Source organism: Mucilaginibacter sp. GW822-FHT03E02 (assembly GCF_058801545.1).
Map to the genome: position 1 here is coordinate 3,902,869 of NZ_JBXANJ010000001.1, position 23,821 is coordinate 3,926,689.

Annotated in this window: 25 protein-coding genes; 21 read left to right on the forward strand and 4 right to left on the reverse strand. The window is 43.7% G+C overall.

The window, feature by feature from the left end; translation table 11 throughout:
• Positions 1 to 60: 60 nt before the first annotated feature.
• Both AC1RM2_RS16295 and AC1RM2_RS16300 read right to left on the reverse strand, forming a co-directional pair.
• Positions 61 to 1,959: a DUF6600 domain-containing protein gene (locus AC1RM2_RS16295; RefSeq protein ID WP_492986253.1), complete on the reverse strand. Its 1,899-nt coding sequence runs from the start codon at positions 1,957 to 1,959 to the stop codon at positions 61 to 63.
• A gap of 284 nt (positions 1,960 to 2,243) precedes the next feature.
• Positions 2,244 to 3,536, reverse strand: coding sequence for a BamA/TamA family outer membrane protein (locus tag AC1RM2_RS16300; protein WP_492986254.1), 1,293 nt, complete (start codon positions 3,534 to 3,536; stop codon positions 2,244 to 2,246).
• 343 nt (positions 3,537 to 3,879) lie between these two features.
• Here AC1RM2_RS16300 and AC1RM2_RS16305 point away from each other — a divergent pair, with 343 nt between their 5' ends.
• The 14 genes from AC1RM2_RS16305 to AC1RM2_RS16370 all read left to right on the forward strand — a co-directional run bounded on the left by AC1RM2_RS16305 (position 3,880) and on the right by AC1RM2_RS16370 (position 15,438).
• Positions 3,880 to 4,302 (forward strand): hypothetical protein, encoded by a 423-nt coding sequence (locus AC1RM2_RS16305; RefSeq protein WP_492986255.1) that lies wholly within the window; start codon positions 3,880 to 3,882, stop codon positions 4,300 to 4,302.
• 394 nt (positions 4,303 to 4,696) lie between these two features.
• Positions 4,697 to 6,265, forward strand: a complete 1,569-nt coding sequence (gene flxA / locus AC1RM2_RS16310) for a flexirubin biosynthesis tyrosine ammonia-lyase FlxA (protein WP_492986256.1) — start codon at positions 4,697 to 4,699, stop codon at positions 6,263 to 6,265.
• A 43-nt stretch (positions 6,266 to 6,308) separates the two neighbouring features.
• Complete coding sequence (flxB, locus tag AC1RM2_RS16315; protein ID WP_492986257.1) at positions 6,309 to 7,037, forward strand: flexirubin biosynthesis SDR family reductase FlxB; 729 nt, start codon at positions 6,309 to 6,311, stop codon at positions 7,035 to 7,037.
• 102 nt (positions 7,038 to 7,139) lie between these two features.
• The gene (locus tag AC1RM2_RS16320) at positions 7,140 to 8,357 is read left to right on the forward strand and encodes a beta-ketoacyl-[acyl-carrier-protein] synthase family protein (protein ID WP_492986258.1); all 1,218 of its coding nucleotides are present in this window, start codon (positions 7,140 to 7,142) and stop codon (positions 8,355 to 8,357) included.
• A 13-nt stretch (positions 8,358 to 8,370) separates the two neighbouring features.
• Positions 8,371 to 8,628 (forward strand): phosphopantetheine-binding protein, encoded by a 258-nt coding sequence (locus tag AC1RM2_RS16325; RefSeq protein ID WP_477362469.1) that lies wholly within the window; start codon positions 8,371 to 8,373, stop codon positions 8,626 to 8,628.
• A gap of 88 nt (positions 8,629 to 8,716) precedes the next feature.
• On the forward strand, positions 8,717 to 9,139 hold the full coding sequence (locus AC1RM2_RS16330) for a hotdog family protein (protein WP_492986259.1): 423 nt from the start codon (positions 8,717 to 8,719) through the stop codon (positions 9,137 to 9,139).
• Positions 9,140 to 9,157: 18 nt separating this feature from the next.
• On the forward strand, positions 9,158 to 9,820 hold the full coding sequence (locus AC1RM2_RS16335) for a hypothetical protein (RefSeq protein ID WP_492986260.1): 663 nt from the start codon (positions 9,158 to 9,160) through the stop codon (positions 9,818 to 9,820).
• 102 nt (positions 9,821 to 9,922) lie between these two features.
• Positions 9,923 to 10,348, forward strand: a complete 426-nt coding sequence (locus tag AC1RM2_RS16340; protein ID WP_492986261.1) for an acyl-CoA thioesterase — start codon at positions 9,923 to 9,925, stop codon at positions 10,346 to 10,348.
• 97 nt (positions 10,349 to 10,445) lie between these two features.
• Positions 10,446 to 11,696, forward strand: coding sequence for an NAD(P)/FAD-dependent oxidoreductase (locus AC1RM2_RS16345; RefSeq protein WP_492986262.1), 1,251 nt, complete (start codon positions 10,446 to 10,448; stop codon positions 11,694 to 11,696).
• Between the two features lie 8 nt (positions 11,697 to 11,704).
• The gene (locus AC1RM2_RS16350) at positions 11,705 to 11,962 is read left to right on the forward strand and encodes a phosphopantetheine-binding protein (protein ID WP_090638092.1); all 258 of its coding nucleotides are present in this window, start codon (positions 11,705 to 11,707) and stop codon (positions 11,960 to 11,962) included.
• A gap of 269 nt (positions 11,963 to 12,231) precedes the next feature.
• A complete protein-coding gene (gene lolA2 / locus AC1RM2_RS16355; RefSeq protein WP_492986263.1) occupies positions 12,232 to 12,873 on the forward strand; it encodes a flexirubin biosynthesis/transport protein LolA2 in 642 nt (213 codons plus the stop codon).
• Positions 12,836 to 13,468, forward strand: coding sequence for a flexirubin biosynthesis protein LolB2 (gene lolB2 / locus AC1RM2_RS16360; protein ID WP_492986264.1), 633 nt, complete (start codon positions 12,836 to 12,838; stop codon positions 13,466 to 13,468). Before lolA2 ends, lolB2 begins: the two co-directional genes overlap by 38 nt.
• A 147-nt stretch (positions 13,469 to 13,615) precedes the next feature.
• Complete coding sequence (locus AC1RM2_RS16365) at positions 13,616 to 13,981, forward strand: ApeI family dehydratase (protein ID WP_090638072.1); 366 nt, start codon at positions 13,616 to 13,618, stop codon at positions 13,979 to 13,981.
• A complete protein-coding gene (locus AC1RM2_RS16370; protein WP_492986265.1) occupies positions 13,978 to 15,438 on the forward strand; it encodes a cation:proton antiporter domain-containing protein in 1,461 nt (486 codons plus the stop codon). Before AC1RM2_RS16365 ends, AC1RM2_RS16370 begins: the two co-directional genes overlap by 4 nt.
• On the opposite strand, the gene flxY is transcribed toward AC1RM2_RS16370, so the two are convergent.
• Together flxY and acpS are read right to left on the reverse strand one after the other, a co-directional pair.
• Positions 15,419 to 16,708, reverse strand: a complete 1,290-nt coding sequence (gene flxY / locus AC1RM2_RS16375) for a flexirubin biosynthesis putative acyl-CoA ligase FlxY (RefSeq protein WP_492986266.1) — start codon at positions 16,706 to 16,708, stop codon at positions 15,419 to 15,421. The two genes, AC1RM2_RS16370 and flxY, sit on opposite strands and share 20 nt — an antisense overlap.
• Entirely contained in the window at positions 16,705 to 17,079 is a 375-nt protein-coding gene (gene acpS, locus AC1RM2_RS16380; protein ID WP_492986267.1) for a holo-ACP synthase, read from the reverse strand. The genes flxY and acpS overlap by 4 nt, the downstream gene beginning before the upstream one ends.
• A 565-nt stretch (positions 17,080 to 17,644) precedes the next feature.
• Between acpS and AC1RM2_RS16385 the strand changes: the two genes are divergently transcribed.
• Genes AC1RM2_RS16385 through AC1RM2_RS16415 form a run of 7 tightly spaced genes read left to right on the forward strand, consistent with a single transcriptional unit; the run spans position 17,645 to position 23,657 of the window.
• Positions 17,645 to 17,902 carry an acyl carrier protein gene (locus AC1RM2_RS16385; protein WP_147053885.1) on the forward strand — a complete coding sequence of 86 codons (258 nt, stop codon included), beginning with the start codon at positions 17,645 to 17,647 and terminating at the stop codon, positions 17,900 to 17,902.
• Positions 17,903 to 18,781, forward strand: coding sequence for a lysophospholipid acyltransferase family protein (locus AC1RM2_RS16390; protein WP_492986268.1), 879 nt, complete (start codon positions 17,903 to 17,905; stop codon positions 18,779 to 18,781).
• A gap of 31 nt (positions 18,782 to 18,812) precedes the next feature.
• The gene (locus AC1RM2_RS16395; protein WP_492986269.1) at positions 18,813 to 19,943 is read left to right on the forward strand and encodes a beta-ketoacyl synthase N-terminal-like domain-containing protein; all 1,131 of its coding nucleotides are present in this window, start codon (positions 18,813 to 18,815) and stop codon (positions 19,941 to 19,943) included.
• Between the two features lie 42 nt (positions 19,944 to 19,985).
• On the forward strand, positions 19,986 to 20,609 hold the full coding sequence (locus AC1RM2_RS16400; protein WP_492986270.1) for a beta-ketoacyl synthase N-terminal-like domain-containing protein: 624 nt from the start codon (positions 19,986 to 19,988) through the stop codon (positions 20,607 to 20,609).
• A gap of 18 nt (positions 20,610 to 20,627) precedes the next feature.
• Positions 20,628 to 21,833: a beta-ketoacyl-[acyl-carrier-protein] synthase family protein gene (locus AC1RM2_RS16405; protein ID WP_492986271.1), complete on the forward strand. Its 1,206-nt coding sequence runs from the start codon at positions 20,628 to 20,630 to the stop codon at positions 21,831 to 21,833.
• 1 nt (position 21,834) lies between these two features.
• Complete coding sequence (locus tag AC1RM2_RS16410) at positions 21,835 to 22,878, forward strand: beta-ketoacyl synthase N-terminal-like domain-containing protein (protein WP_492986272.1); 1,044 nt, start codon at positions 21,835 to 21,837, stop codon at positions 22,876 to 22,878.
• Positions 22,872 to 23,657 carry a polysaccharide deacetylase family protein gene (locus AC1RM2_RS16415; RefSeq protein ID WP_492986273.1) on the forward strand — a complete coding sequence of 262 codons (786 nt, stop codon included), beginning with the start codon at positions 22,872 to 22,874 and terminating at the stop codon, positions 23,655 to 23,657. The genes AC1RM2_RS16410 and AC1RM2_RS16415 overlap by 7 nt, the downstream gene beginning before the upstream one ends.
• Positions 23,658 to 23,821: the final 164 nt, after the last annotated feature.

Genomic DNA, 23,821 nt, shown 5'->3' on the forward strand with positions numbered 1-23,821 from the left:
ACATATAAACCTTAAAAAGATGTTTATATGTGCTATTAAAAAAATAGTTAAAGCCGATGCTTAATTGGTGGGCTTTTTCTCGCGTTGTTGTTGCTCACGCGGTTGCTGCTGCTGTTGGCGTTGTTGAGCTGCCTGTTGCTGGCGTTGTTGTTGCTGTGCCTGCTGTTGTTGTTGGCGCTGTTGCGCAGCCTGTTGCTGGCGTTGCTGCTGCTGAGCCTGTTGTTGCTGTTGACGCTGTTGTTCTGCCTGCTGCTGACGTTGTTGTTGCTGAGCCTGCTGTTGCTGTTGGCGCTGTTGCTCTGCCTGCTGCTGGCGTTGTTGTTGTTGCGCCTGCTGTTGCTGTTGGCGCTGTTGCTCTGCCTGCTGCTGGCGTTGTTGTTGTTGCGCCTGCTGTTGCTGTTGGCGCTGTTGAACAGCCTGCTGCTGTTTAGCTTGCTGGGCCTGTTGCTGCTGAGCTGCCTGCTGCTGGCGCTGTTGCTCTGCCTGCTGTTGTTTAGCCTGCTGGGCAGCCTGGTTTTGTTGCTGGCCGCGTTGTTGCCTTGCCTGCTCGGCTTGTTGTTGCTTAGCCTGCTGATCGCGCTGAGCGGCCTGGTTTTGTTGCTGATCGCGCTGTTGCTTTGCTTGTTCAACTTGTTGTTGTTTAGCCTGCTGATCGCGCTGAGCGGCCTGGTTTTGTTGCTGACCGCGTTGTTGCTTTGCTTGTTCAACTTGTTGTTGTTTAGCCTGCTGATCGCGCTGAGCGGCCTGGTTTTGTTGCTGATCGCGCTGTTGCTTTGCTTGTTCAACTTGTTGTTGTTTAGCCTGCTGATCACGCTGAGCAGCCTGGTTTTGCTGCTGACCGCGTTGTTGCTTTGCTTGCTCAGCCTGTTGTTGTTTAACCTGCTGATCGCGTTGTTGAGCAGCCTGGTTTTGTTGCTGGTCGCGTTGTTGCCTTGCCTGCCCGGCAGCCTGTTGTTTGTTTTGCTGGTCGTTTGGCCTTGTGTTTGGCTGCGCAGGCCTGTTAATGGGCTGTTGTCCCGGCGCCGCAGCAGGGCGGTTGTTGTTAACCTTTACAAACTTATTATCATTGCTTTTGGCTACCTGGGCCAATCTTGCGGCGTTGTTACGGTTTACCGTAGCCTGGCCGCCTGCGCGGTTGGCAATGCCCTGGTTAGGGTTCGCTTTGCGGTATTCGGCTGCGTTTACAACCCTTGCCGGCCTGGCATCAGGTGCTTTTTTTACCTGGGGCCTGTAAATATTAACGGTATTATTTACAATCCGGCCGCCTCCATTTGGCCGGCTATCGTTACCCACCCTGTATACCGGCACATTGTTATTGTGGGTAACACGTCTTATTTCGGTAACCCTTGGGCCAGTTACATAGGTACGGTTGTTATATACGTAGGTATTGTTAATAACCGTGGTACGGTTTATAATATTTACTACCCGGGCGTGAGGGGCGTAATAATTGTAAATATTGGGGCTGTTAATATAGTTTTGCGGTGCGCAAACCCAATAAGAGTCGGGTACGCGGTAACTGCTGCCAAATGATATACTAATGCTGATACCCGGTGTTAGCGGTGCCCAGCCATAATAGCCACCACCCTTGCGCCAGCTTACCCATGCCGGTGCCCATTCGTGGCCCGGAATCCATTCCCATCCGTAATAATCATCGTAGCGCCAGCGGCCGTAGTGAAACGTTGCCCAGCCCCATGGATAATCGGATACCCAGGTATTTCCATAATCGGTAACCACCCAATGCCCGCGTGTTGCGTAGGGCCTAAATCCATCTTCGGCATCGGGTACCCATACGTTGCCGTATTGCGGGTCATCAACCCAGGTTCCGTAGGGGTCAAGATTGTCGTAAAACTCCTGGTCAGACACGTAGCCCCCCTCCTGGGCCTTGCTTATATTTGGTGCGGCAAGCATTATCAAAAATGCTATTAAGCTTATACCGCATATTCTATTGATATATTTCATTTTTATCAGGTTTTGATAGTCAATTTATAATTGATGCGCATATGTATGACAATGCAGAATATAAAACGTTTAAATCAAAAATTGTTTTAACCAGTTTATATTGTTTCACGCTACGTGTTTGGGGTTGCATAAATATTCGGGTGAGTCTTAACCTGCGTTCAAGCGAATGTTTTGTAAATTTCCATACATGATGCGCGCGTACGAAGCAATAACGATTTTTTTTTGTTTTTAGACCGCATCTTTGCGCTACTACGCACCCCACTTTAATCAAACGCAATACTCTTTTAAAAAGCCTCATTCAAACCCAGAAAGAAGCCTTTTGAACCAAACTTGCCAAAGGCATAATCAAGGCATAAATTGGTGCGGGTAGCTTTGTTAAACAATACCCGCAAGCCACCGCCGCCGCCGGGCTGAAATTTTTGGAACAACTTAGTTCCGGCTTCGTCATTCGCGGTTTGTTCGTTAAAAAAGGCTACCCCGCTGATAAATTTATTTTTGAGGATTGGGAAGCGGTATTCCACTTCGCTGTAGTTAAACCTGGTACCCTTAAAATAACCGGTAGTATAGCCCCTGCCACTACGAAAACTGCCATCTTTGGCCGTACCCGGCAATTCAAGATAAGGTATATCGCCGGTAATGAGGTACGAACCCCAGTTCCAAAAGGCAATAACATGTTCCGGGTTTTCTGACGACAAGCTAAAGTACTTCCTGAAATCGGTAGTAAACTGTACAGCGCTTTTGGTACTGCCCATCCAGGTTTGGTTAACCCGGAAACCGGCATCGGCATAAATTCCCTTATAAGCACGGTTTTGGTTATCGCGGGTGGTATACTGAACGTTAAAAAGCAAACCATCGGCCCGGTAGCTATCCCGCTTAAATCCGTGCTCGTCACTGTAAATATTATACGGGGTTAAATGGTTGGTGGTATCTGCCTTGTCCTGAATTTTGGTACGGATATCAAATGACACCCCGGCACCTACAAACAGGTTTTTCTCTACTTCCTTATAAACCTTTTCGCGCAGGTTTAAATAGATCGAATGATATGCCCGGCCTTTGCGATTGGCGTTAACAAGCGCCTGGTCGGCAGCGCTGCCGCCGGGATCGGGCAGTCCTATTCCTAAGCCAAAATCCGGGGTAACGCTTTTTGCTATCACCATATTACCCTGAAAATTCCACTTGTTGCCCGGCGTATAAACGTTATGGTTGATATAAAAATAAAGAATCCCTTTTGTGGTATACGATATTGATGTTGCAGCAACCGATAATAGCGTATTCGGGTCGCCCCCTAATTTACGCCCAGCTACAGCCTTTATGCCCAGCTGAAACCCGATACTGGGATTAGATGCAATATTGGGAATAACCGTTATGCCCGAAGGCTTTTTAAAAACAGAATCGGGCTTCTTTTTGGGGTGAAGAATATCTGTTACCAGGTTGCCAAAATCATACTGTTTTGAAACATCGTTGGCTTTTTTCTGAAACTTTACCGAATCGGTATGATGTTTTATTGAATCTGTTTTCAGGGTATCATGAGGTACTACCTCCTGCCCGTAAGCATAGCCTTGTACAAATACAAGCAATAATAAAATCGTTACTAATATAAAAAACCGGCTACTTCTGTTCCTTTGCTGCACTATCAGGGTAATAAATATTTAAATTCCAACTATTTATGTTGGCCCTTAAATACAGGGCCAATTTTTAAACCTGAAAATCTTTGAAATGTTTTATGTTTTAAGCCGGCAATACGCATACACAAAGGTTTTGCTCCTGTTGTCTGTACTATTTATGACCTTAGTAGTATGTTTGTTGGTAAATACTTGATTTATGAAATTAAAAATTATTGACGATGATGGATTTATTGCACTTGTAAATAGTGCTAATTACCAAAGCTTTGTAGACGAATATTGGTAATTTGATCAGTTGATGGCACACTTTGTAGACCAAATTAATGTGGGGAATCTGATTGTTTGGCAAACCAGCAATGATGGAGGCGGAAATTGGCTTGTGTCATTTCAAGAGCAGCCATCCAGTACCTATGCGTTCAGGCAATTTGAACAAACCATTAGTGTGACTACGGGGGAATTATTTTTAACTAATTATAGTGATTTGACTATGGCAGCCCAGTTCTCTGATGCCAGCATTCCTGCTGCTCATAATGCTGGCCTCAAAATCAAGCTTGAAAACGGATGGTATAAGCTTACTGTGCGGCAATTGTTTGACCCCAATAACTATCTGGATCATTTTGAAACAGAAATCGAAGAAAATATCTCATTTGAAGTTATAATTACATCTACCACTAATCGTATACAACAGCAGGTAAATGATGTATACTGGCATAAACTTTAAGTATAAAATTACTTCAATGCAAATACGATTTATCTAAGAATGAATTAAAAACGGTTTAGATATTTTAAATTAGCCTCAATCAACAAACAAGGTGGCTAAAGTTCCACGTCACCTAAAATTGGTTCGTAAGGATGTCTGCTTTGAGTAGCTTTCATGCCCCAAATCCCTCCCCGCAAATTTCCTGTAACGTTTTTAATTATTATGTCGTCTGCGTAGTTAAATAAACAGGTTTAATAACTTTAAGCCGGTCTTTTATGCAATGTATTTGTCTTTGTTAAGTCATCAATAAAGAACGTAAATAGTATCATATCTGAAATAATTATCCTATTTTCGGACGTTTTTTGTGTGAATTTTTAATGAATTTCTCTTTTTAATAATAAAATAATTTCAGTTCATGATACATATCGGGGGGCGGTACCTTACTGCCGATGATTTTTCTAAGATTCTGTTTGATGGCGAGGAAGTTGGTTTGAATGCATCGGTTGTTAAGAATGTTGAGGTTAATTACCAGTTTTTGCAGGGTTTCTCGTCAAACAAGCTCATATACGGCATCAACACCGGCTTTGGCCCCATGGCCCAATATAAGGTGAGCGAAGAAAATTTGCTGCAGTTGCAGTATAACCTTATTCGCAGCCATGCTTCGGGCGGTGGTAATTTAATGCAGCCCCTGCTGGTTAAAGCCCTGATGATTGCCAGGCTGAACAGCTTTATGCAGGCCCGTTCGGGCGTACATACCGATTTGCCTGAACTGCTTATCCAATTAATTAATAAGGATGTTGCGCCCAATGTATTTGAACATGGCGGTGTAGGTGCATCCGGCGATTTGGTGCAACTGGCCCACCTGGCGCTGGTTTTAATTGGCGAAGGAGAATCAAGTTACAAAGGCGAGCAGCACGACACTGCCGAATTGTTTAAAGAACTGGGCATCGAACCGCTATCTATAAAAATCCGCGAAGGTTTGGCCATTATCAATGGCACGTCGGCCATGACGGGCATTGGTATGGTAAACATCATCCAGGCCAAAAAACTGCTGGAATGGTCAATCGTATTATCATCTATGATAAACGAAGTGGTGCAGGCTTTTGATGATCACTACTCTTACGAGCTTAACGTGGTAAAACACCACCGCGGCCAAAACGAAGTAGCCGCCATTATGCGCGATGTGCTTACCGGCAGCAAAATGATCCGCGACCGGTCTGAGCACTTATATAACCCCGATAACCTTAACCAGGAAGTATTTTTGGATAAGGTGCAGGAGTACTACTCCCTGCGCTGCGTAACCCAGGTTTTAGGCCCCGTTTACGACACCATTTTTGAGGTTGAGCGCGTGGTTACTGATGAGCTGAACTCGGTAAATGACAACCCGGTTATTGACCATGAAGCCAAAAATATTTTCCACGGCGGCAATTTTCATGGTGATTATGTTTCCCTTGCTATGGATAAGCTAAAAATAGCTATTACCAAACTGTGTATGCTATCCGAAAGGCAGTTAAACTACCTGCTTAACGAGAAGCTGAACCATAAGTTTCCGCCTTTTGTTAACCTGGGTGTGCTGGGCTTTAACTTTGGGATGCAGGGTATGCAGTTTACAGCTACATCAACCACTGCCGAAAATCAAACCCTATCGTACCCCATGTACCTGCACAGTATTCCTAATAATAACGACAACCAGGATATTGTAAGCATGGGCTGCAACGCGGCATTGATGACCAAGCGCGTTATCGATAATACTTTTGAAGTGCTGGCCATACAAATGATGGCTATTTTGCAAGCTATCGATCATTTGGATTGCAGCGAAAAGCTGTCGCCAACAACCCATACCGTTTATACCGATCTGCGTGCTATATTCCCTAAGTTTATTGAGGATAAGCCAAAGTATAAAGATATGGTGAACGTGAAACAATACTTTGAAAAAGCCGAGCACGTACACTTGATAAAAAAGAGAAACTCCCACATTTTATAATTGCAAGCATATACTTTACGTAACAAATTAACACACCAGGACAATGAAATGTGCATTAGTAACAGGCGGATCAAGAGGAATAGGCCGCGCCGTTTGCTATAAACTGGCCACTATGGGCTACTACGTGCTTATTAATTATAAAAGCAACCAGGCAGAGGCCAACAATACGTTAGCTGCAATTAAAGAAAACGGCGGTGATGGCGAGGTTATGAAATTTGACGTAGCCAGCAAGGAGGATATCCGCGCCGTATTGGGCGGCTGGGTTGAAGCCAATACCGAAAAATATATTGAAGTGCTGGTAAATAATGCCGGTATTAAGGATGATACCCTGATGATGTGGATGAAAGATGAACAGTGGGACAGTGTATTAAATACGAGTTTAGGCGGTTTTTTTTATGTAACCCAGGCTGTTTTAAACGGCATGCTGGTTAAAAAATATGGCCGCATTATCAATGTGGTATCTTTATCGGGCTTAAAAGGCTTGCCCGGCCAGGTTAATTACTCGGCTGCAAAGGCTGGTGTAATCGGTGCAACCAAGGCCCTGGCACAGGAAATTGCCCGGCGTGGGGTTACCGTTAATGCGGTTGCCCCCGGCTTTATTAAAACCGACATGACCGAAGGCCTGGATGAAAAGGAGCTTAAAGCCATGATACCTATTAAACGTTTTGGCACCCCCGAAGAAGTGGCCAGCGTGGTTGGCTTTTTAGCGTCGCCAGAGGCATCGTATATTACTGCCGAGGTAATTTCTGTTAACGGCGGCCTTTATTCATAATTAACCATTTGTTCACATAAACAAACACATTAATATTTCGGGATTAAATAAATTTATTTAGTTTTAAGGGAATTGTTAAATGATTAAGCCGGTATCAGCGTTATGAATAGAGTTGTGATTACAGGGATGGGGATTTACTCGTGCATTGGGAAAACCCAGGACGAGGTAAGAGACTCGCTTTTCCACGGCAAATCGGGGATTCTGCTCGATTCTATGCGTAAGGAGTTTGGTTACCGGTCTGGCTTAACCGGCTTTGTTGACAGACCAAACTTAAAAGAAAAACTCGACAGGCGTTCGCGCATCATGCTGCCAGAACAGGGCGAGTACGCTTATATGGCCACCATTGAGGCATTGGCCCAGGCTGGCATCGATATGGATTATCTTGATCAAAACGAAATAGGCATCCTTTACGGTAACGATAGTTCGGCCAAGCCGGTTATTGATTGTACCGATATCATCCGCGTAAAAAAAGACACTATGCTGGTAGGCTCAGGGGCGGTTTTCCAAACCATGAACTCCACCGTGAGCATGAACCTGGCTACCATATTCAAATTAAAAGGCATCAACCTTACTGTTAGCGCAGCCTGCGCAAGCGGCTCGCATGCTATTGGCCTGGGTTATCACCTTATCAAAAGCGGCTTACAGGAAGGCATCATTTGCGGCGGCGCCCAGGAACTTAACCATTTTTCGATGGGTAGCTTTGATGCGCTTTCGGCATTTTCAACATTGGAAAGTACGCCAACAAAAGCATCGCGCCCCTTTGATAAAAGCCGCGATGGCCTGGTACCAAGCGGTGGTGCAGCAACGGTAATTTTAGAAAGCTTAGAATCGGCACAACGCCGCGGCGCAACTATCTTAGGCGAGGTTATTGGCTACGGGTTTTCATCAAACGGCGGCCACATATCTAACCCTACCGTTGGCGGCCCGGTACGCTCATTGGCTATGGCCCTGAAGGATGCCGGCATGACTGCTGCCGATATTGATTACATAAACGCCCATGCCACATCAACCCCCGCGGGTGATGCCAGCGAGGCTAAAGCTATTCACGAGGTTTTCGGATCGAGCAAGCCGCTGGTAAGCTCAACCAAATCTATGACAGGCCACGAGTGCTGGATGGCCGGCGCAAGCGAAATTGTATACTCGATGCTGATGATGCAAAATTCGTTTATCGCGCCAAACATTAACTTCGAAACCCCCGACGAGGATTCGGCTAAGTTAAACATCGCTACTGCCACCATCGAACGGAATTTCGACGTGTTTTTGTCGAACTCTTTTGGCTTTGGCGGAACAAATTCGTCGCTGATTATTAAAAAATATTGATTAACCTACCCTTATGCAGTTTTTAGAAATTATAGAAAAAACCAATGCTTTTTTAGCAGAAGAATTTGAAATTGATGTGGCGAAAATATCGCCCGAAGCCATCCTGAAAGATACCCTTGAACTCGACAGCCTGGATTATATTGACCTGGTTGTTGTAATTGAAAGCAATTTCAATTTCAAGGTGCAGCCCGAAGATTTTGTTGGCATAGTCACTTTCCAGGATTTTTATGAATATGTTAATACCAAGGTGAACGCCGGGGAATTGGTGTAACAATTGGGCAATACGGCAGATCCCTGATCTGCGAAACCTTTTACTGATTTTACCTAAACCGCTGTTAAAACCTATTAAACCTGCTGATATGTTTATACCTCCTGCCAATACACCTGATCTTATCCCGCAAAAATTTCCTTTTGTGATGATAGATCATTTGACCTGGACGGATGAGAAAAGCAGCCGCACCCAATTTTGTATAAAAGCAGATAACGTATTGGTTGAAGATGGCGAGTTTAGCGCGGGAGGGCTGGTAGAGAATATAGCTCAAACAGCTGCCGCCCGTGCAGGATACCTGGCGCAAAGCAGCCAAAAAGCCGATGCCATAGGTTATATTGGCGCTATTAAAAACCTCGAAGTGTTTTCTTTGCCTAAAATAAATGATATCTTAGAAACGGAAATTATCATTGATAATCAAATATTTGATGTAACGCTGATATCGGGAAAAGTAAAGCGTGGGGAAGAAACATTGGCACAGTGCCAGATGAAAGTATTTATAATTCAACAATAAATAAATTAAATCTACAAAATGAAACCTACAAAAAACACCTGGCTGATAGCCTTTTTACTAACAGTTGTAAGCAGCCTGCCTGCTGTAGCACAAAGCACAAAAGCCGATATTTTTTCGGGCAGTGCCAAAATTACCTGGTTAGGACTTGATTTTACACAAACAAAATTTATAGGCACAGCTGAAGCCAAGGTAATGGGCATCGGAAAAAAAGACGATATAACGCCTGAGGAATTCAGAGACGACTATACCTTAGGATGGAACCGCCTTTTTGTTACCGAGCAAAAGAAATATGATGTGGCCGAATCAATCCACCACAGTTCTGTTGATTATGCACTTGATGTAGCTAAAGCTTCAAACGCAAAGGCAAAGTTTGATAAACTTTACACAGACAACCCAAGCGACTTTAAATTATTGGATGAGGCAAAAATCACCGCTATAGTAAAAGGTTATGATTTCCAGAACAAGGAAGGTATTGGCTATATATTTTTTGTTAGCGGTATGAACAAAGGCATTGATAAAGCCGGTGTTTGGATAACCTTTGTTGATATGAAAACAAAAACGGTGTTGCTTACCAAATATTACGAAGGCAAACCAGGCGGTTTCGGGCTTAAAAACTACTGGGCAAAAGCGTTTTTAAACGTAATGAAAGATGTAAAATCTGATTATAACAGCTGGAAATAAAAAGTACTAACGGGGGATGAATCTGTGCCGGTAAAGGCACAGATTCATCCTTTAAAAAATTGACGTCGGCACAATTGTGTTGCCGGTAAACAGAACGAAGAATTGCAAAAAACACTGATAAATGCCACCGAGATAAGTGTGAAGTTTAGCGAGGTTGATTCGCTGGGCATTGTGTGGCACGGGCACTATGTGCGCTATTTTGAAGATGGCAGGGAGGCTTTTGGAAAAGCATACGGTATTGACTACCTTACAGTCTACAATAACCAATACGTAACCCCTATTGTAAGCATTGATTGTAAATACAAACAGGTTTTGCGGTATGGCGACAACGTAATTATTGAAACGGAATATGTGCCCAGCGAGGCAGCCCGGTTAAATTTTAACTACCGCCTGCTAAACGCTGCAACCGGCGAGGTAGTGGTTACAGGCTCAACCGTACAGGTATTTTTACAGCGCGATAATTTTATGCTCCAACTAACCAATCCCGTGTTTTTTGAAGAATGGAAAAAGAAATATGGATTTGCTTAAACCACGGGTAGCAGCAACTTAATAACATAATAAATGCTTTAGGGTTTAATTGACAGCCTGCAAGCTTACTGACAATGAACACAAAAGAGTAAAATTGATGAATACAGAAAAAGTTGACGTGTTGGTAATTGGCGCCGGCCCGGCGGGTACGGTGGCTGCTTCTATTGTGAATAAAGCAGGGTTTAAAGTTAAAATTGTTGAAAAACAAAAATTTCCGCGTTTTGTAATTGGCGAAAGCCTGTTGCCCCGCTGTATGGAAGCATTAACCGACGCCGGTTTTGTTGAAGCAGTGGAAGCAAAAGGATTTCAGAAAAAATTTGGCGCCAAGTTTGTAAAAAACGGTGTTATCTGCGATTACTTCTTTTCTGATCAGTTTACTGATGGCTGGAACTGGACATGGCAGGTGCCCCGTGCTGAATTTGATAAAACCCTGGCCGATACCTGCGAAAGCATGGGTATCCCGGTACATTACGAAACTACGGTAACCGATATTAAATTTAACGGATCAGATTCGGTTACTACCGTTGAAGATCTTGAAGGTAACCAAACCCAAATTGAAGCGCGTTTTATTATTGATGGCAGCGGCTACGGCCGGGTTATACCCAAATTATTTAACCTGGATAAACCATCGGGACTGCCGCAGCGAAAAGCTTTATTTACACATACGGTAGATGTAAAGCGCAACCTGTTTGAAGAACCAAACCGCATCACTATTGTAGTGCATAAACCCGGCGTATGGGTTTGGATAATTCCATTCTCCAGCGGCGTAACCTCGCTGGGGTTTGTGGGCGATCCGGAATTTTTTGCCGGTTATGAAGGCGCTGATGACGAAGCTAAGCTACGCAGATTAATTGCGGCAGAGCCCTACCTGAGCGAGCGCTTTAAAGATGTTGAATTTGTTTTTGAGCCAAGGATATTACAGGCCTGGAGCAGCACTACCAATACTTTTCACGGCGAAGGCTTTGTACTTACCGGCAATGTAACCGAGTTTTTAGATCCAATCTTTTCATCGGGAGTTACGCTGGCGACCGTATCCAGCCAAAATGCCGCCAAATTGGTTATTCGCAAGCTAAACGGCGAAGACATTGACTGGGAAACCGAATATACCGAAAAGGTAATGCAAGGCGTGGATGTTTTCCGGTCGTATGTAAATGCCTGGTACGAGGGCACGCTGGATACCATCTTCTTTTCTGGCACTTTTGTACCCGAGATCAAAAACCAAATCTGCTCTGTTTTGGCAGGATATGTGTGGGACCAACAGAACCCGTATGTAAAAAACCACAGTACGGCCATAAAGAAATTAGCACGGATTATTAAGTTAGGTGAGCAGATTAACTCGCCTGTATAATTATAAAAATGGACAAATTAATGAATGATCTGAAAGAACAGATCATAGACCAGTTAAACCTGCAAGACCTTAAGCCCGGTGATATAGGCGATGATGAATCGTTGTTTGCCGATGGATTAGGATTAGATTCGATAGATGTTTTGGAGCTGATAGTTTTGATGCAAACCATCTATAAAATTAAACTTTCAAAAGCCGAAGACGGGCCAAAAGTATTTCAATCAGTACGTACCATGGCCGAGTACATTACCGCTAACCAGGCAGCATAAATAAACACGAATATGTGCAGGGCGACGACAATTAAAACGAATTTCACGAATTGGTACAGGCGCTATTCTGTTAAATAATTAAATAATAATGATTCGTAAAAATTCGTTCCATTCGTGAAATTCGTGTTTAGTTAAAAAAACACGAATATGTGCAGGATGTTTACAATTAAACCGAATTTCACGAATTGGTGTAGTCACTATTTTGCTAAATAATTAAATAATAATGATTCGTGTAAATTCGTTCCATTCGTGAAATTCGTGTCTATATAATGAAACCCCATAAACTATTACTTACCGTAGCCATACTTGCCGCCGCCTTTTCCGCCAGTGCGCAGCATGCCGGTTATACCCAGCTTACCGATCTATCGGCATTTAAAGCCCAGTTTACGGCTACCGCTCAAAAAACAACCAGTATTAAAAGTGATTTTGTGCAGGAGAAAAATCTGAGCATGCTGTCGGAAAAGATTACATCTAAGGGAAAATTCTGGTTTAAAAAGGACAATATGGTGCGGATGGAATATACGCAACCATCCAAATACCTGATGATCATCAACAAAGACAATATTTTGGTAAAGGATGAGCAGAAGGAAAATAAAATCAATACCAAATCCAACAAACTCTTCCAGCAAATTAATAAAATCATTATCGACTGCGTGCAGGGATCTATCCTCAGCAACCCCGATTTTAAAGTAAAGGTGTTTGAAAATAAGGGGAGCTACCTGGTTGAGCTGGCGCCGTTATCAAAAGGGATAAAAGATTTTTTTAAATCGATCAATATCTCGGTTGATAAAAAAGACAACTCGGTAAGCAATATTGATATGCAGGAGCCATCGGGCGATAATACGACCATTCACTTTATAAATAAAGAGATCAATGCAAACCTGCCGGATGCGCTTTTTGCTGCTAAGTAGTTGCATGCTTATGCTTGCCGGCTGCACTTCGGTTTACAAAAACCTGAAGCCTGCTACGGGTAATTTTGATCATATCTACCGGTTTCGCCCCAAATTTTCGGTTGTGCTGTATAACGCCGAAATCAACGTAACAACCCATCATTTAAGCGGCCTGCTGTTGATGAAGGTTATGCCCGATAGTAGCACCCGCATTGTATTCTCGAGCGAGATGGGTGTAAAATTCTTTGATTTCGCATTCCTGAAAGATGGTAGCTTTAAAATATATTCCATCATTCCGCAGATGGATAAAGGCCCCGTAATTAAAACATTAAGAAAAGATTTTGATTTGATATTGATGCGCCAGGAGGGCAGCCATGAGCATTACATGCTTAAGGATAGCACACATTTATATTATGTGCTTCCGCAGGAAAAGGGCGCCAACTATTACATTACCAATATAGCCGGCGATACCCTTTTGCGAATGGAAAAATCATCCAAAAGAAAACCTGTTGCTATTGCTACCATGGCCAACTATAAAAATGGCGTACCCGATACTATAGGTATCGACCATAAAAACTTTAAATTTACCATCGGTTTAAAAAAAATAGAGCGGTAAGCAGAAAGCCTAAGGCTCAAAGCCCAAAGCTTAAGGCGGACAGATGAATGCTTTAGAATGAAATTTTGACAATATAAGGAGTTGAAGGCCCTTGCCCGGAAGTTAACAGCTTTCGGCTTTCCGCCTTCAGCTTTAAGCTAAAAACATATGCTCCAGGAATCCTTTTTTCAGTTTACCGCGCCAAACACCGATGGTAATACCTCAAAAACTATCATCACCCTGAATGCGGGTCACCAGATTTTTGACGGGCATTTTCCTGGTCAGCCGGTTGTGCCGGGGGTTTGTATGATGCAGATGGTAAAGGAGGTGCTGGAACATATTGTAGGCGCCAAAACAAAACTGCTTAAAGCGGGCGATATGAAGTTTTTGGCCATATTAAACCCGCAGGTAAACAGCACAGCCGATATGCAGGTAACCTATACCACTACCGATGATGATACGTTAAAGGTAGATGCTACCATTCAGCATGAGGCTTCCACTTTTTTTAAATTTAAAGGGGTATTTAAAAAATGAAGAAATTCAGGAATATATTTTTTTACATCCTCCTTATTGGCGGGTTTTCCTTTTTAATTTACCTGGCATTAACAGCCGGCAGCGAACTTGAAAAAGGCCGCCACATTGTAAAACTGGCGGCAAGCAGCAAAAGTTCGGCACATCAGTTTGCCGATGGCTTAATTAAAAACTTAACCGGGCCGCTGGCTACGTTACTGGCACAAATAGCCGTTATCATAATAGCAGGCAATATAGCAGGATGGCTGTGCAAAAAAATGGGGCAGCCCCGCGTTATCGGCGAAATTTTTGCAGGCATAGCGTTAGGCCCATCGTTGGTGGGCCGGTTTTTCCCGGCATTTTCGCATGCTGTTTTCCCGGCAGCTTCGTTAAGCTCCCTGCAGTTTCTGAGCCAGATTGGCCTCATCATTTTCATGTTTGTGATAGGTATGGAGCTTGATTTGCGTGCTATTAAAAGCAAAAGCAAGGATGCCATTGTCATTAGCCATGCCAGTATTATTATTCCGTTCACATTGGGCATCGGGCTGGCCTATTTTATCTATCGTTCGCTGGCCCCCACCGGCGTTCCGTTTTTTTCGTTTGGTTTGTTTATGGGCATCTCTATGAGCATTACGGCGTTCCCGGTACTCGCGCGCATTTGCCAGGAGCGGGGTATTAACAAAACACGCCTTGGCGCATTGGTTATCACCTGCGCCGCTGCCGATGATATCACCGCCTGGTGCCTGCTTACAGTTGTGATTGCCGTAGTTAAGGCTGGTTCGGTAATGAGTTTTGTTTATACAGCCCTAATGGCCATTGCCTATGTATTGATTATGCTGAAGGGTGTAAAACCGCTTTTAAAGCGCATCTACAGCCGCAACATCAGGCCGGGTTATGTGGGTATGCCGGTGGCTATGTTTTTTTTAACGCTCATTATTTCATCATACGCCACAGAAAGTATCGGCATCCACGCGCTGTTTGGCGCTTTTATGGCCGGCATTGTAATGCCCGATAATATTACCTTCCGGGGAGTATTTGTGGAACGCATAAAGGATGTAGCCTTGTTTTTATTACTGCCTTTGTTTTTTGTTTTTACCGGGCTGCGTACACAAATTGGCTTGCTAAATGATGCGTACCTCTGGGGCATTTGTGGTTTAACCATATTAGTTGCGGTTACCGGCAAATTTGTGGGCAGCGCATCGGCAGCCAAATTTGTGGGGCAGAGCTGGAAGGATAGCCTATCCATAGGTGCCTTAATGAACACCCGTGGCCTGGTTGAGCTGATTGTACTGAATATTGGTTACGACCTGGGCGTACTAAACAAAGAGGTATTTGCCATATTGGTAATCATGGCGTTGGTAACCACTTTTATGACCGTACCAATATTAAACCTGCTGGATAAAATCTTCGGCAAGTCGCCATCAGAAGAAGAGCTGCCGGATGAATTGCCCGAAGATGCTTTTATTTCCGGCGATCGATAAATTTAAACGGTTTGCGGCCCGATTCCTTGTACTGCATCTTCTGAATTTCATCGTACTGCACATAGGTAACATGCGGGCTTACTCTTAACCTTGCCTGTAAATTGGCGCGGATCTTCCGGTCGCACTCATCGGTATAGTTTACCGGCAGGATATGCAGCAGCACTTCGTCCATACCAATTTCGTTGGAGTAAACCTCGGCCACAAAATCCAATATTTCTTCCATCCCATTCAGCAAATCAAAAAGCGATGGCGGGTAAAGCGTGGTGCCTTTGAATTTGATCATCTGCTTTTTACGGCCTATAATTGGCGATAAACGTAGGGTAGTTCTTCCGCATTGGCAAGGTGCATCATCGTACAGGCAAATATCGCCGGTTTTATAGCGCAGCAAAGGCATACCTTCAACGCCCAGCGTGGTAATGGTTACTTCTCCGGGTTCGCCGGGGGCTACCTGTTGGTTGTTTTCATCAAGCAGCTCCACTATCAGTAATTCGGGCTGATGATGGCCGCCTTTACCGTACCCGCACTCAGTGAACGCCGTTTGCATTTCGGTTGATGCATACGTAGAGTATAGTTTAATATCCCAGGCATCGGTAATTTTTTTACCAAGAATATTCAACGAAAAATCGGTGTTACGGATATTCTCGCCAATACAAACCGCTTTTTTTACCGAACTTGAATTGATATCGATACCATGTTCCTGCGCGTATTGGATAAGCTTGTAAATAAACGATGGTACTGCAACAATAGCAGTAGGCTTAAGCCTTAAAATGGTTTCCCATTGTAATGATGGCACCCCGGGACCCAGGCGAATAATGCCTGCCCCTATTTTGCGAATACCCGAGTAATAAGCTAAGCCGGCCATAAACTGCCTGTCAAGCGTCAGCATCAGCTGGTACACATCTTCGGCCTTGCCATCGGCACAGGTAAATGAGCTATATTCATTATAGGTAAGCCGTAAAAGGTCATTCTCGGTAAGGGCTATAGTGACCGGACTGCCCAATGTGCCTGATGTTGAGCTATATTCGATGATCTGGTCGCGGCTAACGCACATAAAGTCGACATTACGCTTTTGCAGGTCTTCCTTTACGGTTGTAGGGATCAGTTTCAGATCATCCAGCGTTTTAATATCATCAATGTTGATATTGTTTGCATCAAACAACTCCTTATAAAAAGGCGAATGAATGTTAAGGTAAGCCAGCAGCTCCTGCAGCTTTTGTTGCTGCATGGTTACTACTTGCTCCTGCGATATAAATGTAGATTGGTCTGTCACTTTTCGATAATTACAATGGCCGATGCGATAGTTTTAAGATGGGTTAATGATACAGAAATTTTCATTGGGCCTTGCTCCCTTAATAATTCGCCGGTTTGGCCAATCAGCGTAAGTTCGGGTTTTCCATCGGCATTGTTGCTAATCTCCACTTCGTTAAAAGCTGTACCGTTTAGCCAACCGGTGCCCAATGCTTTAAAAAACGCCTCTTTGGCTGCAAAACGTGCTGCATAGTGCTGGTACTTATCAGCCTTACGTTCGCAATAAGCTATTTCATTTTCCGAAAACACCAGTTCGCGAAAGCCACTGCCCTTTTCAATTTTGACAGCCACGCGGTCAATCTCTATCATATCTATCCCAACACCGGCAACCATCAATCAGTTTTGTTTAAGTTGTTTTTAAACGCCGTAACCTTTTTGCAGGTTCGCTCGTCATCTACAAAAATAATATTTGGTTTGTGATTTGGACGATATATTTAAGAAGGCCTGGACAATCGGTTTAAAATTGATGAAATTTATGGATTTACGATATATAGCGTGTATGGTCAAAGGTTCGGGCGTTTAAAATATTTTATTATCCCGATACACAAAAAATGAACAAATGTTTTTATTATTTTGTATTTTTGTAAAATTCTTTAATTAATTTTATTAATTAAGTGTTATGATTTTTTCCTAAATGTAGGAATTAACTAAGGTGAGTGTAGATATAGTGCAGGAATAAGTTTTAAGGCCGTTGGTTAAGCCAAGGTAGCGGCTAATGTAACAACCTAAATCGTTCTTTATAAAAACCAGCAATTAATTTATTTTTAAAATACCCTTTAACAGGTATATCCGTGTACACTAAATAAATAACATATTTAAAAACTTTTACAACCTATTACACAACACTTGGGTGTCGCCCTGATTCATCCAAAATGTTAGCTAATTAATTTAAACCATTATGCAAACTGAAGAGATCATTGCAAAAATTAATTCCTTCCTGTCTGAAGAATTTGAGGTAGATGTTGATACCATTACACCCGATGCTGTTTTAAAAGATACACTTGGTTTAGATAGTCTTGACTATATAGACCTGGTGGTGGTTATTGAAACCAATTTTGCGTTTAAGGTGCAGCCCGAAGATTTTACCGGCATTGTTACCTTCCAGGATTTTTACGATTACGTAGCAACTAAAGTACAGCCGAAGGAGCTTGTTTAAATGTCGTCCTGGAAAGGAAAATCAAAAGGGAAGCCCTGGGGCTATTCGGTATTTCTGGCTATTTTAAAATATGGCGGGGTTAGTCCCGCTTATTTTTTGTTACGGTTTGTATCGTTTTACTACGTAGTTTTCTCGTACAAGTCGTCGAAAAGTATTTATTACTATTTTCATAACAGGTTAAGCTACGGGCGCATAAAATCACTTTTTAAGGTTTACCAAAATTACTTCATTTTTGGCCAAAGCATTATTGATAAGGTGGTAGTGATGTCGGGCATCCGTAACAAATTCACCTTTGAGTTTGATGGCCGGCATAACCTGAACCAAATTGCGGCCATGGGCAAAGGCGGCCTGCTTTTAAGCGCACACATTGGCAGCTGGGAAATTGCAGGCGATTTGCTGAAGCATATCAACACCCGCATTAACATTGTGATGTTTGATGGCGAAGACCAGCAGATAAAAGCCTTTATGGAAAGGGTTACCGGCAAGCTAAGCGTTAATATTATTGTAATTAAGGACGACATCTCGCACATTTTCAAAATCAACGAAGCTTTTCAGAATAACGAACTGGTATGCATGCATGCCGACCGGTACCTGGAGGGTAATAAAACCGTTACCAAAAACTTTTTGGGCGAGGAAGCCAAATTCCCGTTAGGACCATTTATCCTGGCTCAAAAATTCAGGGTCCCAGTGGCCTACGTTTTTGCCATGAAAGAAACTAAGTTTCACTATCATTTTTATGCCAGCACAATTAAGGAATATTTACATTTGGGCAAAGAAGCCGGGATAACGCAAATGACCAATGATTTTGTGGGCGAGATGGAAAAATACGTGAAAAAGTATCCCGAGCAATGGTATAATTACTATAACTTTTGGCAATAAAACAAGTAATGAGAGGAAGTGTTTGTAAGTGATGAAGCCCGTTTTTATTGTAGCCGATAATATCTTGTCGCCCATAGGCCATACCTCTGCCGAAAATTTCGATAAGCTTAGCCAAAATATATCGGGGATTAAAGAGCACCATGGTGGCGATAGATCGGCGGTTCCTTTTTATGCATCATTATTTAGCGATGATCATCCGCTGCTGACCAAAGCCGGCGAATACACCAAATTTGAACAATTGCTGATAGCATCCATTACCGATGCTTTAAAAAATAGTGGCATAAATAGCACAGATAAAAAAACAGTTCTCATTATCTCCACCACCAAAGGCAATATCAGCATGCTGGAAACGGATGCCGGTAACCCGGACCTAAACCAACGCATTGCATTGCCAACATCGGCCAGATTAGTTGCCGAAAAGTTTGGCTTCGTAAATAAACCGTTGATTGTATCTCATGCCTGTATCTCGGGCTTAATGGCCATGATCACCGGGATGCGCCTGATCCAGGCCGGGCAGTATGACAATGCTATTGTGGTTGGCGGCGATGTGATCACCCGGTTTGTGCTATCGGGTTTCCAATCATTCCAGGCTATTAGCGCGCAACCCTGCAAACCCTTTGATTTAAACCGCGATGGTATCAATTTAGGCGAGGGTGCTGCTACGGTTATCCTATCGGCAAACCAGCACAAAGCTGACGATATTATACTTGCGGGCGGCTCGGTTAGTAATGATGCCAACCATATTTCGGGCCCATCAAAAACCGGCGAAGAGCTTTTTGATGCCATTAACGCAGCATTGAAAAGCGCCGGCGTTGAACCGGAGACCATCGATTTTATATCGGCCCATGGCACGGCTACCATTTACAACGATGAGATGGAGGCCAAAGCCATAAACCTGGCCGGCATGCAACATATCCCGGTTAATAGCTTAAAAGGATATTACGGGCATACACTTGGCGCTTCGGGGCTTATCGAGGCCATAATAGCAGCCCATTCATTAAAGCACAACACCATTATCCCCACCAGGGGATTTAATGAGTTGGGGGTTACCCAGCCACTCAACGTGGCTAAAACGTTACAACAAACACCGTTAACAGCATGTCTTAAAACAGCATCGGGTTTTGGGGGCTGTAATGCGGCAATTGTACTGAAGAAAAGCTGAAAGCCTAAGGCGGAAAGCTAAAAGCAAATAATAGATATAAGATTGACAGAAGCACTACATATTACATCGCACTGCATCATCAGCAATAATGTTGTTTATGGCAATGGCATTCCTGTGTTTGAAAACAAGGGGGCAGATGTTAGCGCATTTGTACTTTCGGCCTACCAGTTTTTAGAGGTTAAGTATCCCAAGTTTTATAAAATGGACAACCTGTCCAAATTGGGTTTGCTGGCATCGGAGGTATTGCTGAAGGATAGCGGCATCAGCGAAAAATATAAAGCGCAGGAAGTTGGTATCGTTTTAGCAAACTCCAATTCCAGCCTGGATGCCGACATTAAATATTACGACCAGGCCAAAACCATTGCAAGCCCTGCGTTGTTTGTGTATACTTTGCCTAATATTGTTATCGGCGAAATCAGCATAAAAAACAAGTTTAAAGGCGAGAACGCTTTTTTTGTCTTTGAAACTTTTGATGCCGCGTTTATACAGCAGTACGTAGCATATTTACTAAATAATAATATATTGCAGGCCTGCATTTGTGGCTGGGTTGATGTGCTGCGGGAAGATTACAAAGCTGTTTTATACCTGGTAGAAAAGGATGCAGGCCCAACATCGGCGCCGTTTAGTGCAGAAAATTTAAATAACATTTACCTGCCGGTTAAATAGCCGGCAAATGACATAGTAATGAGCAAAACTGTTTTTGTAGCGGGTGTAGGTGTAATTTCGGGTATTGGCAACAATACCGCCGAATGCCTTAACGCGCTCCGGAACAGCCGCGCGGGCATTGATAAAATTAAATACCTGCAAACCGTTCATCAAGATACCTTCCCGGTTGCCGAAGTTAAATTGAGCAATGATGAATTGGCCCTATTATCAGGCTATGGCCCCGATATAAGCCGCACGGCTATGCTAAGCCTCATCGCGGCAAGGGAAGCAAAAAATGATGCAGGCATCCAAAATTTCGCATCGCTACGTACGGGTTTTATATCGGCCAACACTGTGGGCGGTATGGATAAAACAGAGGATTTTTTTGTGGAATTTATGGCCAACCCGGCAAAAGGTAAATTGCGTAATGTAGTTAACCACAAGTGCGGCAAGGTAACAGAATTGGTGGCCGACGAATTGGGGATAAAAAACTATATAAGTACCATCAGTACAGCCTGTTCCTCATCGGCCAATGCCATTATGTATGGCGCAAGGCTCATCAAAAACAACATCCTTGATGTAGTTATAGCCGGGGGCACCGATGCACTTACCCGCTTCACCCTAAACGGCTTTAACACGCTCATGATATTGGACAACCAATATTGCCAGCCCTTTGATGCCAACCGCCGGGGCTTAAACCTTGGCGAGGGTGCTGGGTACATTACTTTGGTATCTGAACGGGTTGCGGCGGGGCTGCAAAAAGCGCCTTATTGTACGCTGAGCGGTTACTGTAATGCCAACGATGCCTACCACCAAACCGCGTCATCTCCCGATGGCACGGGCTCCTTTATGGCGATGGAGGGTGCTTTAAAAATGAGCGGGCTAAAGCCGGAAGATATCGGCTACATTAACCTGCATGGTACAGGCACCCAAAACAATGATAATTCCGAAGGGACTGCTATAAATCGACTATTTGATCCGCATTTTCCTAAAATGAGCTCTACCAAATCATTCACCGGGCACACGCTGGGCGCAAGCGCGGGTATCGAGGCTGTGTTTTCGGTGCTCTCGGCGCAACAGGGATTTATTTACCCCAACCTGCGATTTGAGACACAGATTGCCGATCATCCTTTTGCGCCCGAAACAAGTTTTACACAACACGCAGATTTAAAGCACGTGCTTTCCAACTCCTTTGGTTTTGGGGGTAACTGTTCGTCATTAATATTTTCAAAACTACCGGCCTGATATGTATATACGTTCAACAGCAAACATATCGCCCCAAAAAACATTCGGACACATTCCGTTCCTGGATGAAATAGTAGTGCATGAAGGCAATCGCCTTACTTGTGTTACGCCCGATTACAAAGAGATCATCGATCCAAAGCTTATCCGCCGCATGAGCCGGATTATCAAAATGGGGGTAGCATCTGCTATGGCCTGTTTGCAGGATGCGGGTGTAACCAACCCCGATGCCATTATTACCGGCACGGCCTATGGCTGCCTGGAAGATACCGGCGTGTTTTTAAGTAAAATGGTTGAACGCGGCGAAGAGCTGCTTACCCCAACATCATTTATCCAATCAACCCACAATACCATTGGCGCACAGGTGGCTTTGCTGCTGCATTGCAACAATTACAACAACACGTTTGTAAATGGCGGCTCATCGTTTGAATGCTCCCTGCTCGACGCGCAGATGCTATTGCAGGAAGGTGAAGCCCAAAACATACTGGTAGGTGGTATCGACGAGATAACCGATATCAGTCACAGCATACTAAGCCGGTTTGGCCTGTATAAACAAGGCACTGTCTCCAATACTAACCTTTATAATGCCGATTCAAAAGGCACCATTGCAGGTGAAGGTGCGGCATTTTTCCTGTTAACTAATGAAGCGTCCGGAAACGACCTGGCCAAGCTGGATGCAGTAGCCACGTTTTATAAACCGGGCAGCCATGCAGCTGTTGAACAGCAAATTGAAGCTTTCCTGGCAGCACAGGACCTCAGCATGTATGATATCAGCCTGGTTGTAGCAGGCAATAACGGGGATGCCCAAAATGATGCCGTTTACGATTACCTGGAGGGTTCGTTATTTAATTACTGTAATGTTGTCCGGTATAAACACTTGTGTGGCGAGTATCCCACATCATCGGCCTTCGCGTTATGGTATGCTACGCAAATTGTTAAAACAAATACTATTCCGGGGTCGGAACCCATTACCCCGATTAAAAAAATATTGGTTTATAACCATTACCAAAACACCTGTCATTCGTTAATGTTGCTATCGGCGTGCTAACATTCAGAAACACCAATATCGCATTCCTAATCCTGCTGGGTGTTACCATCTGGGCCGACAAAACATATGGGGTAAGCTGGCTGGCATATGGGGCAATTATCCTGGCGCATTCACTTATTGTTGCTTATGGTTGCTATTTTGTAAGCTCCGGTTTTTTTATGCCGATGTACTGCTCGGCTAAAACAACCGATAAAGTAATAGCGATAACTTTTGACGATGGCCCGGTATCAGAAGGAACTCCGCAGGTTTTACAAATTTTGAAAGATGCCAGCGTCGAAGTCGCTTTTTTTTGCATTGGCGAACGTATTGCTGGCAATGAAGCCATCATAAGGCAAATGGATGCAAGTGGCCATATCATTGGCAACCATAGTTATACGCACGCCGCTCTGTTCGATCTTTTTCCCTCAAAAAAAATGCTCGCCGAGATGCAGCAGGTGGACCGCGACTTGTATAATGTAATCGGTAAAAAAACAAGGCTATTCCGGCCGCCTTACGGGGTGATGAACCCTAATTTAAAAAATGCCATTGTTAAAGGGAATTACTTGCCCATAGGCTGGAATGTACGATCGTATGATACTATGGCTACCGATGCTGATGCGCTTTTGCAAAAAGTAACTCCCCAAATTAAACCAGGGGCAATTTTTTTATTTCACGACAGGTGCCCGGTTACCGTGGCTATGCTGCCAAACTTTTTGGGGGAGGTAAAGGCGATGGGTTACCGGGTTGAAAGAGTGGATAAGATGCTGGGGCTGCCGGCATATGCCGGGCAATTTCATTAAGTTGACAAAACAGAAGGGCAAATAATATCGAATAATGAATTTTGAATGCCGAAATTTTTCCTTCATTATTCGACATTGGACATTCAGTGTTCGGTATTTAAATCTTTTCTCCCCGCGGTTTGTGTCCTCACAAACCGCTATTCCTATGGCAGTACGTTAGGGTA